The organism is Rahnella sp. GSA61A (genome assembly GCF_019969905.1).
Taxonomy (GTDB): Bacteria; Pseudomonadota; Gammaproteobacteria; order Enterobacterales; family Enterobacteriaceae; genus Rahnella; species Rahnella aceris.
Map to the genome: position 1 here is coordinate 343981 of NZ_JAHXYO010000002.1, position 16379 is coordinate 360359.

The window sequence follows — 16379 nt, forward strand, 5'->3', positions numbered from 1 at the left end:
TTCGGGTCGTGCTCTCTGATATCAGGTAATGTTTTGACTTATCACTCACCCGTTAAAAACCGCGTCCTGCTGACGCTGGTTTTGCTGCTGTTGCTGGCCGGTTTCGGGCTGGCTTTTGTCAGCCATGCGCCCAACCGGCTGGTATCCGGTAAAGGTATTTCACTGGCGAGCCTGCTGCATGGCTATTCTGCATTACTCCTGTTGCCTGCCGTTTTGCTGCTGGCCTGTGCCTTTCTGACCCTTTATGGCCGCCATCATTTGCTGGTGATGCTGCTGGCGGAAATCCTGCTGGCCGTGCTGGTCTGGCTGGCCGGTCACAGCGCGGTGCAACTTGCGGGGGGCGATGAAGACAGTATCGCGCGCACCTCGCTCGGCGGCGGTTTCTGGGCAGGTGCGGCGCTTTGTCTGCTGATCGCCTCCGACGCCATTTCCCGTTTTACCCGTAATCACAGCCTGCGTATTTTGCTCAACGTGCAGATGGTCGTGCCGGTGGTTTTGCTGCTGGCGTACGGTCAGCTTGCCGAACTTTCGCTGCTTAAGGAATATGACAACCGTTCCGACGTGTTCAACGATGCGCTGTGGCAGCATCTTGGCATTTTGTTTGGCACGCTGGTGCCTGCGGTGCTGATCGGTCTGCCGGTCGGGTTGCTGTGTCACCGTAAACCCCGCTGGCGCGGGCCGGTATTGTCGGTGCTGAATATTATTCAGACCGTGCCGTCGATTGCGTTGTTTGGCCTGCTGCTCGCACCGCTGGCGGGGCTGGCAAAAGCGCTGCCGTGGCTGGCCGAACACGGCATCAGTGGCATCGGGCTGGCACCGGCGATTATCGCGCTGGTGCTGTATTCGCTGTTGCCGCTGGTGCGCGGGGTGATTGCCGGGCTGGAGTCGGTGCCGGAATCGGTGATCGAATCTGCCCGCGGCATGGGCATGAACCGTGCGCAGGTGTTTTTCCGCGTGCAGATGCCGATTGCCTTGCCGGTTATCCTGACAGGTGTGCGCATTGTTGCGGTGCAAACGGTCGGTATGGCGATGGTTGCGGCGCTGATTGGCGCGGGCGGACTGGGCGCCATCATGTTCCAGGGTCTGCTCAGCAGTGCGCTGGATCTGGTCTTGCTCGGGGTGATCCCGGCGGTGCTGATGGCCGTTGTTGTCGACAGCGTCTTTAAATTTGCAGTCTCAATTCTGGAAACCACACGCAGATGATTCATTTCAAGCAGGTTAGCAAACACTTTGCCGGAAAAGCGGTCGTGCGCGATCTCACGCTGGAAATGGCCAAAGGCGAATTCACGGTGCTGATCGGCACCTCCGGTTCGGGGAAATCCACCACGCTCAAAATGATCAACCGGCTGGTGGAGCACGATCGCGGGGAGATTTTATTTGCCGGTGAACCCATAGAAAAATTCCGTGCGCAGGATCTGCGCCGCCGGATGGGTTATGCGATCCAGTCCATTGGCCTGTTCCCGCACTGGACGGTGGAGGAGAATATCGCCACCGTGCCGCAATTACTGAAATGGCCGAAGGCGAAAATCCGTGACCGCGTGACTGAACTGCTCGAACTCCTCAATCTCGATCCGAAACAGTTCCGTCATCGTTATCCGCATCAGCTTTCCGGCGGACAACAGCAGCGCGTCGGTGTGGCACGGGCGCTGGCTTCTGACCCGGAAGTATTGCTGATGGATGAACCTTTCGGCGCGCTCGATCCGGTGACCCGCGCGACGTTGCAGGAAGAAGTGGCGCGCATCCATAAAATCACTCACCGCACCATCGTACTGGTGACGCATGACATCGACGAAGCGCTGGCGCTGGCCGACCGCATCGTACTGCTCAATGACGGACAAGTGGTGCAGCAGGGGACGCCGCTGGAATTGCTGACCCGACCGGCAACGCCGTTTGTGCGTGATTTCTTCGGTGGCAGCGAGATGGGGATCCGCTTGTTGTCGCTGCGCGAAGTGGGTTCGCTGATGCGGCGCGGCGAGTCGTATTCCGGCAACCAGTTACCGCTGACCGATACCATGAGCCTCAGTCAGGCGCTGTCAAAATTTGTCGCGCAGCAGGCTCAGCAGTTACCGGTGGTGGATGAACAAGGGCAACCGCTCGGCGTGCTGCATTTTGCGGATCTGACCGCACCGGAGGGCAGCGCATGAAACGGGTATTTGCAGATCCTCTGATTTGGTTATTCGCTTTATTGCTGGCGCTGATTTTCGGTATGACCTCGCTCGGCGGGCTGTTCCACTGGATGTTCCCTGAACTCAGCAGGCCGGTGTATCAGCAGGAAAGCTTTGCCGCGCTGGTGGAAGCCCATCTGTTGCTGGTCGGCATTTCCAGCCTGATTGCGGTGATTATCGGCGTAGCGGCGGGGGTGGGCGTAACACGTCCGGCGGGCAAAGAATTCCGTTCACTGGTGGAAACGCTGGTGGCGATGGGACAGACGTTTCCGCCGGTTGCGGTACTGGCAGTCGCGGTGCCGGTGATGGGATTCAGTGAAAAACCGGCGATTATTGCGCTGGTGCTTTACGGGTTGTTGCCGATCCTGCAGGGGACGATTGCCGGGATTGAATCGGTACCGGCGTCGGCGCGGGAGATTGCGCAGGGCGTGGGGATGAGCCGCTGGCAGATGCTGCGGAAAGTGGAAATTCCGCTGGCCGCACCGGTGATTATTTCCGGCATCCGCACGTCAGTGATTATCAATATCGGGACGGCGGCGATTGCCTCGTCGGTCGGCACGTTAAGCCTCGGCTCGCCGATTATCATCGGCCTGAGCGGTTTTAATACCGCCTACGTATTGCAGGGTGCGGTGATTGTCGCGTTGCTGGCGATTTGCGTAGATATGCTGTTTGAACGCTGGAGCCACGGGTTACAACGCTGGCAGCAGCGGTCAGTGGACGAATCAGTTCGTTGACGCAGACGGCGGCGCAGGCACCACGGAAGGGGCGTCGTTATCGCTGACCGGTTTCGCGTCGTCCTGAATCACCACCGCATAACCGGCAACCATCACGCCACCAATTGCGCCAATCGCCATCAGACCAAACAGCGCGATAAATAATTTTTTGCCTAGCGAATTCATGTGCAGTACCTCAGGATTTTGAACGGCGAATTATAAATCGTTTCCTCACCCCTGCAACAGACTATTCATGCTGTGATTACTTTTAACGGTGATGCCAGCGCATTTTTTGTCATATACAGAAACTTTTTAGCAACGTTTTGACGCGATCGCACGGATTCCCTTGCCGGAAATCAGGGCAATAGCGTTAACTGTTTGCCTTCATTATCACGCTAATAAGTTATTCCTATGACTGGTTCCGCCACCCGTTCCCTGCTGCCATTAATTGCTGCACTGTTTGCGCTGTATTTTATCTGGGGTTCGACCTATTTCGTGATCCGCGTGGGCGTGGAAAGCTGGCCGCCGCTGATGATGGCCGGGCTGCGTTTCTTCGTCGCCGGATGTATTTTGTTCACGTTTTTATTGCTGCGCGGGCATAAAGTCCCGACGTTGAAGCAGTGGATGGCCGCCGGTGCCGTAGGTATTTTGCTGCTCTCTGTCGGTAACGGGCTGGTGACGGTGGCGGAACATATGCAGGTGCCGTCGGGCATTGCCGCCGTAATGGTCGCCACCGTGCCGCTGTTTACCCTGTGTTTCAGCCGCCTGTGGGGAATGCCCAACAGCCGCCTGGAATGGACCGGTGTCGCCATCGGCCTGTTCGGGATTGTGCTGCTTAATACCGGCAGTAATCTGGAAGGGAACCCGTGGGGCGCGGCGCTGATCCTGCTCGCCTCACTAAGCTGGGCATTCGGTTCGGTGTGGAGTTCTCGCTTGCCGCTGCCAACCGGCCTGATGGCGGGTGCGGCGGAAATGATTATCGCCGGTGTGGTGTTGCTGGTGGCAAGTCGTGTCACCGGGGAACACATGACCGCGACGCCTTCGCTGAGCGGTTTTCTGGCGCTCGGTTATCTGGTGGTATTTGGCTCGATGATTGCCATCAGCGCCTATATGTTTCTGCTGAAAACTGTGCGTCCCGCCGTGGCCACCAGTTATGCCTATGTGAACCCGATTGTGGCGGTGTTGCTCGGCATCGGCTTCGCCGGTGAATCCTTGTCTCCGGTCGAATGGGTGGCGTTGGGCGTGATCCTCTGCGCGGTGCTGCTGGTGACGCTGGGGAAATTGGTGTTCGGGCGTAAGAAGACGGTGATTAAAGAAGTGAAGGTTTAAACCGCTTCCTTTTCGCAAATGTGACAGCTGATTTTGTTTTGCTCCTCCCCTTCGCAGGGGAGGGATCAGACCGGGTTAAGCCTATTTTTTCTCAAAGAAAATCGTCACCCGCGCCACTTCCACGCCGAATTTTTTCAGCGCGGTGACGTTAAACAAGTGCTGTGCGTCCTGCTGATAAATCCAGTCATCGAACGTCAGCCGGTAGGTGCTGCCGCCTGATTTTACGTCCATCACGTATTTCCAGTTAAAGGCATTGCCTGCGGATTGCCCGGTGGCGGTGCCGATAATGTCGCCCGCCGTGCCGGTATAGCTGCCGTCTGCCAGTTTGCGGATCCGCCAGACGCGGGTCTGTTTCTCGCCGTCGTCATACACAAAGTCTTCATGCAACGTCAGCGTATCGCCCGCCACATCACCGCGGATTTTCACGGTGAAGCGCCGGGTCTGTTTGTTGCTGTAATCCTGCACCATGCCGTAGGCCACGCTGTCACCGGCAAACCAGGTGAAAATATCCAGCTTCGGTTGCGCTTGTGCGTAATCCTGAATATTGGCTTTACAGCCGGTGAGTAACAGCATTCCGCCGACGATCAGCGTGACAAAAATCTTGCGCAGAACAGTCATAAAACCTCCATAAGATGCCATTAATCGGACGCGGATGCGCCGGTCAGCTTGCTGCGTAAATCAGGATATTGCGTGGCGGGCGAGAGCCAGATCGCCAGAAAGGCATCGCGGAATGCCGGGCTGAAAGGCTGACCGACCGGTGTGCTCAGCACGCTGTTTGCGGGCTGGCTGTAAAACTGGCCGCCATTTTCAGTGGCGACAAACATGATTTCGCTGCCGTTGCTGACATCCGGCCAGGTGTTTTGTACCGCCTCCAGCCAGCCATTTTTCTGTGCCTGTGCCAGCAATCCCAGTGCCTGCCATTGTTCTTCTGTTGCTTTGGTCAGTTCCTGATGATCAATACTGCGCAGATACTCAATCTTCAGCGCCTGCGGCCATTTTCCGGCCTGATACTTACCGTCGGGCGTCAGCAGTTGCGAATGATAAACCTCAAAAGGCCCCCAGCTCAGCGTGGCACGCCCGACCTGTTGCCATTGGTTCCACGGCGTGGCGGCAAAGGCAGAGAAAGAAATCATCAGCGAAAGTACGGCCAGAAATGCGCGTATCATCAGGTTTTCCGCTCTGTGTCATGGCTGAGCAGCACCGGCAGGCTGATCAGTGGTAAGAATATCGCCCAGCCCGCCGCCAGCAGAAGCCAGACATAAACCGGTGCGGCGAGAAGTTGCATGGCACCGAGCTGCATGCCGAGGTAATAGGCCAGCGGGCCGCTGACCGCGCCGACAGGCATCAGCCAGTACCATGTCAGCCGTAAATAGCCGAGTAACCACAGCCACCAGGCGCTGAAGCCCAGCCATAACGCCATCATCCACGGCGGTACGGCGGAAGAATCGCTAAATTCAAACAGACCCAAAATGCACCACAGCGAGTCCATCATGATGCCCAGCGTACAGGCAGTGGCGACCCACAACCGGCGTTTTGATGGTGTAAACGCCAGCATCAGAAAACTGCTTAAAAGCAGGAAGAGGATAAACCGTCCGCGCCCCCAGACGGCCAGCGTCCACCAGGCATCAAAACCCAGTGTCAGCAGCCAGAAGCGCAAGGTTTTCATCCGCGTCGCTCGGCGACCAACTGCACGGTGCTGATGGTGCGTGCACGAAAACCTGCCTCGCAGTAGCACAGATAAAACAGCCACAGACGGCGGAAATATTCGTCCTGCACGCCGTCAGTCTGTGCATTCCAGTAGCGCTGCACCCGCTCACGCCATTCATGAAGGGTGCGGGCGTAATCGGAACCGATATCGAACAGATCACGCACCACCAGACTGGTGCAGCGGGTCATGGTGTCATTCATGGCGGTAATTGAGGGCAGAAAACCGCCGGGAAAAACGTAGCACTGAATAAAATCGACGTTACGGCTGTAGGCGGCATAACGCTGGTCGGCGATGGTGATTGCCTGAATTGCCATACGCCCGTGCGGTTTGAGCAGCGCATTGCAGCGTTTGAAAAAGGTGGAGAGATAGCGTTTGCCGACTGCTTCGATCATCTCTATCGACACCAGTTTGTCGAACTGCCCCTGCAGCGAACGATAGTCTTCGAACAGCACCGTCACGCGGTCACTCAGCCCGGCTTTTTCAATCCGCTCACAGGCAAAGCGATATTGCTCGCGGGAAATGGTGGTGGTGGTGACCTGACAGCCGTATTCGCGCGCGGCAAATTCGGCCATCGCGCCCCAGCCGGTGCCGATTTCCAGCAGATGATCGCCCGCTTTTAATTGCAGCTGTTCACACAGGCGGCGCATTTTGGCTTCCTGCGCCTGTTCCAGCGTCATCTGCGGCTCCTGATACCAGGCCGAGGAATACAGCATCTTCTCATCGAGAAAACCCTGATAAAAATCGTTGCCCAGATCGTAATGCGCCGAGATATTTTTACGCGCCTGCGACGGACTGTTGCGGCGGAAAAAATGAATGACTTTTTTGGCCGGTGTGCTGAGCCAGCTGAGGCGTGCCTCGATTTTATCGACCAGCTTCAGGTTCTCGGCCAGCAGTTGCAGCACGACGGTCAGATTAGGCGTGGTCCAGTCGCCATCAATAAAACTCTCACCCGCTGCGACGCTGCCGCCCAGTAAGACACGCCGGTAAGCGCGCTGATGCAGAATGTCAATTTCACCCTGCAAGATAGCCGTCGGATCGCCAAAAAATATCGCCTGCTCACCGGGTTCACGCAGCGTCAGGCCCGCGCCTTTGAGCTGCTTCAGGACGCTAAGGATGAGCGCGCGCGCCGCTTTGCTGCGCCTGTTATTCGTCCCTTCACGGGCGAGTTGCATTTCAGGTTGGCTCATGGTCAGTCCTTATCAACGGGAGGATGAGAATAAATGGGCGCCCGTTTCAGCCACAGTTTCAGTGCCTGCCAGTAGATAGTCAGTGCGGTTTTAGCGGTCATGACAGGCAGCCGCCACAATTGCTGACGCAGCGCCGCGCGGGTCAGCGGACGGGCTGTCAGTGAAAGGGCGGCATCGAATTCCCGTTCTTTACGGTAATTTTCGATAGTGATGTGTAACTGCTTTCCAGGGGGTGTCAGCCGCCAGTGATAGACCATGTCCATCGGATTAAAGGGCGACACATGAAAGGCTTTCGGCACCGGTTGTGAACCGTCAGGCAGAACGGCGTAGGTGTGACGTTCGTTCCAGGGGGTATTGCGCACCTCGGCCAGCATCCAGCGCAAAACACCATGCTGATCATAAAGATAGTAAAAATTCACCGGATTGAAATAACAGCCGAAATAACACAACTGACATAACAACATCACCCGCCCGTCCGGGCGTTCGCCGGTCAGCGCTTCGATTCTCGCCTGCGCTTTGGTTTTGATATCACCGCCGCCGAGATAATCTTTGCGGCGAAAACTGGCGGCGGAAAACCGGTCGAGCTGGATACCTTGTGCAGGTAACTGGTCCAGTTCATCAAGGTCAATCAGCGGCATGAAAATATCGTAGTCGAATCGGTGTTCAACCGGCGTAAACCGCCGATGGCGCACCGTGCCGACATACAACTGGCTGTTCATGACGCCTCCCGTTTTTCCTGCTCATTCTGTTGCTGCGCACTGAAAAGTTGCAGATTGAGTTGTTCCACCACGTCACGCGCACTGTTGACACCGTCTTCGTGAAAGCCGTTGTACCAGTACGCACCGCAGAACCAGGTGCGGTTGTGGCCGTTGATCCGGTGGCGTTCCTGCTGTGCGTGGCGGCTGGCCAGATTGAGAACCGGGTGCATATACGTGGTGCGGAACAGGACTTTGTTTTCATCAATCGGCGTCAGCGGATTGAGTGACACGCAAAATGTCTGCGGCGTATTCAGCCCCTGCAAAATATTCATGTTATAGGTCACGCTGGCGCGGCGGCGTTGCGAAGGATTGCTGTCGCGTATATCCGCGTGGTCCGCCAGATTCAGCGCGTTCGGCAACTGATAATTCCAGCTCGCCCAGGCGCGTTTTTCGCGAGGCAGCAGGTGGGTATCGGTATGCAAAATGACGTCGTTGCTCTGATAAGGCAGGGCAGTGAGAATGCTTTGCTCATCAGCAGTGGCGTTGTCACCCAGAATGGTCAGCACCTGATCGGAATGGCAGGCGAAAATAATCTGATCAAAATGCGCCTCGCCATGCGGGGAATGCAGCGTCACACCGCAGGGTGTGCGGACGACTTTACTGACCGGTGCGCTGGTCAGCAGCCTGACGCGGGCCGGCAGTTTTTCCTGCATCCGGCGGATATATTCCCGTGAACCGCCGGGGACCACCATCCATTGCGGGCGGTTGCTGACGTCCAGTAATCCGTGATTATCGAAAAAGCGCAGGAACATCGACAGGGGGAAATTCGCCATATCGCTCAGCGAAGAAGACCAGATGGCCGCCCCCATCGGCAGCACATAATGCAGGGCGAAAAACGGGGTGAAACCGTTTTGATCGAGCAAGTCAGCCAGCGTATCTTCGTCATTGTGCGGATTCAGCAGGCGCGCCTTGCACAGTTTGTTAAACCGCAGGATCTCGAGAATAAAGCGCCAGAATTGCGGTTTGAGCAGGTTGCGGCGCTGGGCAAACAGGCTGTTCAGCGAGTGGCCGTTGTATTCGAGTTTATTAACCGGATTGCGTACGGAAAAACTCATTTCCGTCGGCTGTCCTTCAATGCCCAGTTCTTTGAGCAGGGCAATAAAATGCGGGTATGTCCGGGAGTTATAGACAATAAAACCGGTATCGATGGCGTATTCTTTTCCGTCGGAAATTACATCCTGCGTGGCAGTATGTCCGCCTAAGGTTTCAGACGCTTCAAAGACGGTAATCTCACAGCCGGGCTGACTTTTTGTCAGCAGCCAGGCACAGCTCAGCCCTGAAATTCCGCTGCCTACAATCGCCACTTTTGTTGTCATTTTATTTCACCATTTTCCGGCATAACCATTGTTGCAAACTGACGGGCAGCAAGGAGAGCACCTTGAGTAAACGGGCAAAAAGCGGAGGGAAGGCGATTTCACTCGCACCGCGCGCCAGTTTTTTTCGGATGTGCTTCGACGCCTGGGCGACGCTCACCATCATCGGCATCGGGAAGTCATTGCGCGATGTCAGTGGTGTTTCGACAAAACCCGGCTGAATCAGCGAAATGTGAATCTGACGTTTCGCCAGATCAACCGCCAGAGAGCGGGCAAAAAATGCCAGCGCGGCTTTGGATGCCCCATAGGCTTCACTGCGTGAAAACGGCAGCAGCCAGGCGACGGAACCCACCAGCGCTATCCGGCTGCCGGGCGCTAAGCCGGGGAGCAGGGCGTCGAGGCAATTGACCGGACCGGAAAAATTGGTGTGCATCACCCGCATGACTTTTTCGGCATCGACGACGCCGTTGTCGAGATATTCGCAGGTGCCCGCGCAAAGAATCACTAAATCGGCCTGCCTGCCCTGCAATGCTTCACGGGTAGCCTGTAAATCGGTGATATCAAAACACAGCGGGATGATCAGCGGGCTGGTGGCGGCGACGGCCGTCAGCTTTGCGCCATCTCGCCCGCAGGCAATGACCTCCCAGCCTCCGCTGGCATAATCCAGTGCCAGTTGTTTGCCAATGCCAGAACTGGCACCGGTAATCAGTACGCGCCCCATTATTTCAACCTGGCTTTGACGGCGCGCACGACACCGCCGAGCACCGGAATGTGCTCGTACAACATGGCACCGAGATCGTAATAATCGCGCTGATAGATAATAAGGTTTTCATTCAGGCGCAGATGGCTTGTGCCATCAAGAAACATTGCCTGACCTTTTTTCAACGCCGGGTGTGAGAATTCCATCCGCCAGAACAGCGACACTTCATCACCCTGAATAAGTGGAGGCTGGATCTCAAAGCGGCAGTAATTCGTTTTCTCAAGCAGCTGCGCAAAATAGTGTTCCAGCGCATCCACGCCGTCGTAATGTGAAACCGGATCGATAAACACCACATTCGGATGATAAATAAGGGAAAGCTGCGGCAGGCGGCTGGTATCAAGGTGACGGTAAAATTCGCACAGCCGTGCCAGAACATCGGCCGGGGTTGCGTGTTCAGAAGCATGTTTAAGCATCATTTTTCCCCTCCCGGCGAGCAGGCTCAATACGAAGACTGGCGCGATGATCATCGTCATCGGGGGAGGCGCTGAGCTCATCTTCCTTAGCGTCTGTTTCTTCTGCGCCGAGCAGGATAGCTGAGCTGCCCAGCAGGATGATCGACAAACCCTGCGCCATCCAGTGCTGCAGCCGCTGGCGCTGAACCTGCGTCAGCTTGCCTTCGGACCACAACAGAATTTGCGAGCCGCTCAGGTTTTCCAGATACGGCTCGCTGAGAGGAACCGGCAATATTTCGACCTGCAAACCTTCTTCGCACCGCACAATGGCCTCAAGCCACAACTCGGTGCTGTCTGTGTTCCCCCAGCCGATCAGCGTGGCAGCCGGTCCGGGACGCTTCCGGGCGGCGTTCATGCACATCACCGCGTGTTCAATGATCAGACCGTCAAGCTGGCTGCGCAGCATCAGCAGTCGTGAATCGCCGGAACTCAGGCGCTCACGCAGGGGGCGAAGCACGTTATTCACAAATGTTACCGCCGGGTATTCACGACCGAACTCCAGCATCAACTGACGAACTTTTTGCGGGCGGCCATCCTGTAAGGCGGTCAGCAGCTGATGTTCTGACTGCGACCAGCCACCGGGTAGCACGTCCACTTTACCTTCCAGCAAAGATTTCACCTGACCAACCGGAATACCGCGATTGATCCAGCCCAGAATGGTGCGGATGGTGTCGAGATCATCATCATTAAACAGACGATGGCCACCCTCTGTGCGCTGTGGCTTCAGCAGGCCATAACGCCGCTGCCAGGCACGCAACGTGACCGGGTTGATACCACAAATTCGGGCGACTTCACCGATGCTGTACAGAGACATATTTCCATCCAAATATTCATACCACTTATAAGCTAACTCTAGCGCCACATCGTAAAGTTGTACAACTTTATTATTTCTGTACAACTTGGAAAATCCTTTTGGTTACACTTTTTTAACTTGCGACATTCTCATATAAGAGATATTTTCCCTGTATTGAGATTTTACGACAGGGTAAGAAAATGGGAGAAGGGCAGGACAATCACGATCTCCGTCTGGCGGAACGGCTGGCTGAATTACGCGTCAGCCAGGGCTGGTCACTTGAACAACTGGCGCAGATGACCGGCATAAGCCGCGCGACACTTTCACGCGTGGAGCGGGCAGAGACCAGCCCGACGGCCTCGTTGCTGGGCAAACTGAGTGCGGCTTACGGGCTGACCACTTCCCGTTTGCTGATGGCGCTGGAAGATAACCCCCCGGAGCTTATCCGCGCATCGCAACAACCGGTGTGGCATGACCGGGAAACCGGCTTCGAGCGTCGTTCCGTTTCCGCACCAGCACCGGGTTTTCGTGCTGAGTTGATTTCAGGTGTGCTGAAAGCTGGCGCCAGCATTACTTACGACGCACCGCCGGTAGAGGGACTCGAACAGCATATCTGGATGCTTGAAGGTGTACTGGAATTTGTGCTCGATGGCCGCAGTTACCGGCTGGAACCGGGCGACTGCCTGCGTTTTCATCTTCACGGCAGGACTTCTTTCTACGTACCCGGCCCGGCAGATGCCCGCTACGCCATCGTCATTTCACGTCCTTAAATGTCTGACTGAGTAAGGTTTAACATGATGCAAAACAGCAATGAAGTGGTGATCAGTGAAGTGCAGGGCGGCGTATTGTCGCAAATCGATCTGGATGCGCTGGCCGAAACCCTGATGCAGTCCGTGGCGTTGGGTGCCAGCATCGGTTTTATTTTGCCTTTCGGTTTTGTGCAGGCGCAGGCGTTCTGGCAAAAGCTGTTACCGGCTTTTGAGCGTGGCGAAAAACGCCTGCTGGTGGCGCGCATGGCAGGCAAAATCATCGGCACGGTGCAACTGGTGGTCGATCAGCCCGCCAACGGTGCGCACCGCGGTGACGTGGTTAAACTGATGGTTCACCCCGATGGCCGCCGCAAGGGTATCGCGCGTAAACTGATGACGGCGGTTGAAGCGCTGGCGCGGGAAGAGGGCAAAACCTTGCTGGTGCTGGATACCGTCACCGGCAGTCCGGCACAGACATTGTATGAAAATCAGGGTTTCACCCTGAGCGGGACGATTCCGCATTATGCGATGTCGACGGGGGGAATGCTGGAGTCGACGAGTGTGATGTATAAGGTGCTGGTGTGATCTGATTTTGACCGAATCAGGGGCGGTTTTAACTTCAACTTCAACTTCAACTTCAAATTCAAGGTCGTGGGCGTCGGCCCACACCGACTTGGGGGACGGCTTATCGCCGCCGCCCCCCAAGACCCCCCGGGCTCTTTCACTGCGCGCTCCGCTCGCTGACTATGTTTCATCAGCCGCAGTGATAGCCGCAAAATCCCGCCGCTGCGCGGTTCCCTCCCATCGGGTTACAACCCGCGCAAAAACATGCGCGGTTTTCCACCTCTCGTCCGGCGGTATTTTGGAACCGGCCTCAGGCTCTTAATTCACAACCTGACTGATGTTGAAATCTTAAACTGTCTGCCCTTGAATTTAAGATCCCGCGGGCGATTCAGAAATCTTGCTGAACGGAGCGGCTTCGAGACCTATGGCTCGAAGACCGAGAGAAGGTACCGCGCAGCGGCAAGATTTCCAGCCTGTCGCTGTGGTTTCTGAAACATAGCCAGCGAGCGAAGCGCGCAGTTAAAAAAACGCAGGATTCCAAAGGGTTTCGTTTAAAACCCTTTGGGCCAGTGTGGGCGGCGAGCCCACGGTGTTGACCTTAAAGAGGCCGAAATATAGCAGCGGCCTCCGCTATCTCTTCTGGATATACGTCAGCGCTAACGCCACTGCCAGCACTAACCCTTTGATGATATCCATCGCATAATACGGCACCGACAACATCACCAGCCCGTTCGACAGCACGCCTAAAATCACCGCGCCAAGCAGTGTGCCGAGCGCATTAGGCTTACCGGAACCGGCCAGCGAGAAACCGATATAAGCGGCGGCAACGGCATCCATCAGATAGCCGCCACCGGCATTCACCTGCGAAGAACCGATGCGTGAAGCCAGCAAAATCCCGCCTGCACCGGCAAGCACGGATGACATCACATAAGCAATCACGCGGTAGCGCGCGGTGCGGATCCCCGCCAGACGTGCGGCCAGCGGATTTCCGCCGATGGCGTACATGCGGCGGCCATGCTTGGTCAGCGACATAAACAGTTGCACCGCAATGGTCACGACGGCCATCACGATCACAATCACCGGCACCTGACCGAGCAGGCTGAACACCGCAGGGACCGTGCCTTCGGCCATGTCGCCGCTCGGCAATAACATGTTTTCAGTGATGGAACCGCCGTAGCTGTAAGTCATCGCTGCGCCCTGAATCACAAACAGACTGGCGAGCGTTGCCAGCATGTCAGGAATTTTCAGGATGACGATCAGAAAGGCGTTGAACAGGCCGACCAGCGTACACAACGCCAGCGTGATAAGTATCGCTTCGGTCGTGCCAAAACCGTGCCAGACGAACATCGAAATCACCAGCGCATTGGCAAGCGATGCCGTTGAGCCGACCGATAAATCGAAGCCGCCGACCGCCAGGGAAATCGACACGCCGATGGCAATCACCGTCACGATGGCAATCGAACGCAAGATATTGATGATGTTCGACGGTTCGAGGAAGTTATCTGACGCCAGACCAAAAGCGGCGATCAGCAACACCACGGTCAGCAACATGCCCCATTTATATAAAAATTCGAACAGCTGATGACGCCACGGCTGGCGGGCATCGGGCACGTTTTCTTTACTCACCACGGCTTTGTTCACGCGGGTATTCCTCCGGTTGAATAGACTAATAAGGTTTCTTCGTCGACGTCTGCGGCGTTCAGTTCGGCGACGATACGGCCGTCCCATAACACCAGAATGCGGTCGCATAAACCGACCAGTTCGGCGAACTCACCGGAAGCATAAATAATGCCTTTTCCCTGTTGCGCCAGGCCGTCGATCAGCCTGAACACGTCCGTTTTGGCCTTGATGTCCACGCCTTTGGTCGGTTCGTCGAAGATCAACACCTGACTCTCACTGCGCAGCCATTTCCCGATGGCGACCTTTTGCTGGTTGCCGCCGGAAAGCCGGGCCAGCTTCTGCATCGGCCCGGAAGCGCGAATGCCTAAGCGGCTGATAATGTCTTTTGCCCATGACAGCGACTGGCGCGCGTTGAAAATACTCCAGCGCGAAAAGGTGTCATCAGCGGTCACACTCAGGTTCATCGGGATATTTTCGTCAATGAAAATCCCTTCCTTGCGCCGTTCTTCCGGTACTAACGCCAGCCCCTGTTCGACAGAAAGGTGCGGCTCCTTCGGCTTCCACGGTTTGCCATTCAGCTCACCGCTTTCTACCTGACTCGGCGTTGCGCCAAACAACGCTTTGCACAGTTCCGTTTTTCCGGCTCCCGCCAGCCCGGCGATGCCGAGAATTTCGCCACGATGCAGTCGCAGCGAGATATCGCGCAGTTTGTCTTTATCGTGCATCCCGTGAATGCTTAGCAGCGTTTCACCGCTGTGCGGCGGACGGCGCGGCGGATAGATATCGTCGAGCTGATGGCCGATCATTTTCTCGATAATGTGCTCGTTGCTCAGGCCGTCCATGCTGTCATCGCTGACCAGACGCCCGTCACGCAGCACCGTCATACGGTCGCAGATATCGCGCAGTTCATGAATGCGGTGCGAGATAAATACGATCGCCATTCCGGCGGCTTTCAGCTTGCGGACCAGCGCGAACAGGCGTGCACTTTCCGCCTGATCCAGCGGGGCGGTCGGTTCATCAAGGATCAGAAAACGGCATTTATGCGATAACGCCCGCGCCAGCAAAATCAGTTGTTTCTCGGCCAGCGTGCAGCTTTCGATCCGCGCCCGCAGGCTGATGTTCAGCCCGAGTTGCTCAGTCAGCAGTTGCGCCTGACGATAAAGTTGCGGCCAGTTATGCAGATGGCCCGGTTCGGAAAGGCGGTCGAGCATGATGTTTTCCGCAACGTTCAGCGTCGGCACCAGCGCGACGTCCACTTCCTGCTGCACCAGATGAATACCGTGCTCGCGGGCATGATGCGGCAGGCGGATATTTACCGCTTCGCCGTCGATAGTGATCTGCCCGGTGTAATGGTCATGCGTGCCGGAAAGCACCGCCATCAGCGTCGATTTCCCCGCGCCGTTTGCGCCGACTAATGCATGGACGGATCCGCCTTCCAGCGTGAAATCCACCTGGCGCAGGGCAGGAAAACCGGCAAATGAAATCGAGATATTACGCATCTTAAGGAGGGAGGAAGTCACTGGGCGTTGGGCCTTATTAAATAGACGGTTGGGGATTTAGACGTTTAGCCGTCTAAGACTCGCAGTAGCAGAGTTTTAACATATCAGGGAATTTAAGCAACAAAATAAAAGTGATAACTAAGAGCGAAAAGATCTAAAGTCTTCAGCGGAAACTCGATCGACTCCCTCCCCTGCGAAGGGGAGGGTTGGGGTGGGGTATTAAAGACAAATCAGCGGGTTAAGTTACCGGACAGGCATTTGCGTTAATACTTAAAACCCCCTCCCGGCCTCCCCCTTCGCAGGGCTGTCTCTTATACACAAATCCCCGGCATGAATGCCGGGGATTTTTTTGAACTTTTTTCTCCTCTGTTGATCTTCTTTCTATTCTCCTTTCTGGGTTTTTAGTATGGTGCTATCTGATTGTTATTCATGGGCTAAAGGGATTTTCGGGCTTGCTGCGCTTGGCGATTTAGAAAATTACGTAAGCTAGTTTTTACCACTGCCGAACAGGCAGCTTAGAAATATGTAGCATAATTTTACGAATAGTTGATTGTAATTGTAGTTCACTGCCGAACAGGCAGAAAAAAAAAGGTGCGGGAATATTCCGCACCTTTTTTTTTATCATAACATCCATAATACGAAAAGTAGCGCCATCAAGATTCCAGACAATTTAAGTAAAAATATTTCACAATATAGCCATGCTTTTTTAGAGTATGGCAATGTATTGATAAAGATATACCATTCATCCGAAACTGACTTGTTAGTCGAG

At 55.6% G+C, this 16379-nt stretch carries 17 protein-coding genes and 1 pseudogene; 6 read left to right on the plus strand and 12 right to left on the minus strand.

Annotated features, from left to right (window positions below; genetic code table 11):
• The first annotated feature begins 33 nt into the window (after positions 1-33).
• From LC431_RS03710 to LC431_RS03720, 3 genes are read left to right on the plus strand one after another with little or no spacing between them, the layout of a single operon-like run.
• A complete protein-coding gene (locus LC431_RS03710) occupies positions 34-1203 on the plus strand; it encodes an ABC transporter permease (protein ID WP_112151643.1) in 1170 nt (389 codons plus the stop codon).
• Complete coding sequence (locus LC431_RS03715; RefSeq protein ID WP_126125046.1) at positions 1200-2144, plus strand: ABC transporter ATP-binding protein; 945 nt, start codon at positions 1200-1202, stop codon at positions 2142-2144. The genes LC431_RS03710 and LC431_RS03715 overlap by 4 nt, the downstream gene beginning before the upstream one ends.
• Positions 2141-2899 (plus strand): ABC transporter permease, encoded by a 759-nt coding sequence (locus LC431_RS03720; protein WP_037037199.1) that lies wholly within the window; start codon positions 2141-2143, stop codon positions 2897-2899. The genes LC431_RS03715 and LC431_RS03720 overlap by 4 nt, the downstream gene beginning before the upstream one ends.
• 63 nt (positions 2900-2962) lie before the next feature.
• On the opposite strand, the pseudogene LC431_RS26380 reads toward LC431_RS03720, so the two are convergent.
• Positions 2963-3064: pseudogene (locus tag LC431_RS26380) on the minus strand (hypothetical protein); the annotation flags it as partial.
• A 225-nt stretch (positions 3065-3289) separates the two neighbouring features.
• Here LC431_RS26380 and yedA point away from each other — a divergent pair.
• On the plus strand, positions 3290-4207 hold the full coding sequence (gene yedA / locus LC431_RS03730; protein ID WP_013576334.1) for a drug/metabolite exporter YedA: 918 nt from the start codon (positions 3290-3292) through the stop codon (positions 4205-4207).
• Between the two features lie 81 nt (positions 4208-4288).
• Here yedA and LC431_RS03735 read toward each other — a convergent pair whose 3' ends face one another.
• Genes LC431_RS03735 through LC431_RS03775 form a run of 9 tightly spaced genes read right to left on the minus strand, consistent with a single transcriptional unit; the run spans position 4289 to position 11199 of the window.
• Positions 4289-4825, minus strand: a complete 537-nt coding sequence (locus LC431_RS03735; RefSeq protein ID WP_223509283.1) for a DUF3833 domain-containing protein — start codon at positions 4823-4825, stop codon at positions 4289-4291.
• Between the two features lie 20 nt (positions 4826-4845).
• Positions 4846-5373: a hypothetical protein gene (locus LC431_RS03740; RefSeq protein ID WP_134705848.1), complete on the minus strand. Its 528-nt coding sequence runs from the start codon at positions 5371-5373 to the stop codon at positions 4846-4848.
• A complete protein-coding gene (locus LC431_RS03745) occupies positions 5373-5873 on the minus strand; it encodes a DUF2878 domain-containing protein (protein ID WP_013576331.1) in 501 nt (166 codons plus the stop codon). The genes LC431_RS03740 and LC431_RS03745 overlap by 1 nt, the downstream gene beginning before the upstream one ends.
• Positions 5870-7102, minus strand: coding sequence for a cyclopropane-fatty-acyl-phospholipid synthase family protein (locus tag LC431_RS03750; protein WP_013576330.1), 1233 nt, complete (start codon positions 7100-7102; stop codon positions 5870-5872). Before LC431_RS03750 ends, LC431_RS03745 begins: the two co-directional genes overlap by 4 nt.
• A 2-nt stretch (positions 7103-7104) precedes the next feature.
• Positions 7105-7821, minus strand: coding sequence for a DUF1365 domain-containing protein (locus LC431_RS03755; protein WP_121020052.1), 717 nt, complete (start codon positions 7819-7821; stop codon positions 7105-7107).
• Positions 7818-9176 (minus strand): NAD(P)/FAD-dependent oxidoreductase, encoded by a 1359-nt coding sequence (locus LC431_RS03760; protein WP_223509284.1) that lies wholly within the window; start codon positions 9174-9176, stop codon positions 7818-7820. Before LC431_RS03760 ends, LC431_RS03755 begins: the two co-directional genes overlap by 4 nt.
• Before the next feature lies 1 nt (position 9177).
• Positions 9178-9894 (minus strand): SDR family NAD(P)-dependent oxidoreductase, encoded by a 717-nt coding sequence (locus LC431_RS03765; protein WP_131638084.1) that lies wholly within the window; start codon positions 9892-9894, stop codon positions 9178-9180.
• Positions 9894-10349 (minus strand): nuclear transport factor 2 family protein, encoded by a 456-nt coding sequence (locus tag LC431_RS03770; RefSeq protein ID WP_223509285.1) that lies wholly within the window; start codon positions 10347-10349, stop codon positions 9894-9896. The genes LC431_RS03765 and LC431_RS03770 overlap by 1 nt, the downstream gene beginning before the upstream one ends.
• Positions 10339-11199, minus strand: coding sequence for a MerR family transcriptional regulator (locus LC431_RS03775; RefSeq protein ID WP_153374671.1), 861 nt, complete (start codon positions 11197-11199; stop codon positions 10339-10341). The genes LC431_RS03770 and LC431_RS03775 overlap by 11 nt, the downstream gene beginning before the upstream one ends.
• Positions 11200-11378: 179 nt before the next feature.
• Between LC431_RS03775 and LC431_RS03780 the strand changes: the two genes are divergently transcribed.
• Entirely contained in the window at positions 11379-11948 is a 570-nt protein-coding gene (locus tag LC431_RS03780; RefSeq protein ID WP_013576324.1) for a helix-turn-helix domain-containing protein, read from the plus strand.
• A gap of 27 nt (positions 11949-11975) precedes the next feature.
• Positions 11976-12512, plus strand: coding sequence for a GNAT family N-acetyltransferase (locus LC431_RS03785; RefSeq protein WP_112198505.1), 537 nt, complete (start codon positions 11976-11978; stop codon positions 12510-12512).
• A 609-nt stretch (positions 12513-13121) separates the two neighbouring features.
• Here the strand turns inward: LC431_RS03785 and LC431_RS03790 are convergent.
• Together LC431_RS03790 and LC431_RS03795 are read right to left on the minus strand one after the other, a co-directional pair.
• On the minus strand, positions 13122-14117 hold the full coding sequence (locus LC431_RS03790; RefSeq protein ID WP_015690214.1) for an ABC transporter permease: 996 nt from the start codon (positions 14115-14117) through the stop codon (positions 13122-13124).
• A gap of 11 nt (positions 14118-14128) precedes the next feature.
• Positions 14129-15610 carry a sugar ABC transporter ATP-binding protein gene (locus LC431_RS03795; protein ID WP_112198698.1) on the minus strand — a complete coding sequence of 494 codons (1482 nt, stop codon included), beginning with the start codon at positions 15608-15610 and terminating at the stop codon, positions 14129-14131.
• Between the last annotated feature and the right edge of the window lie 769 nt (positions 15611-16379).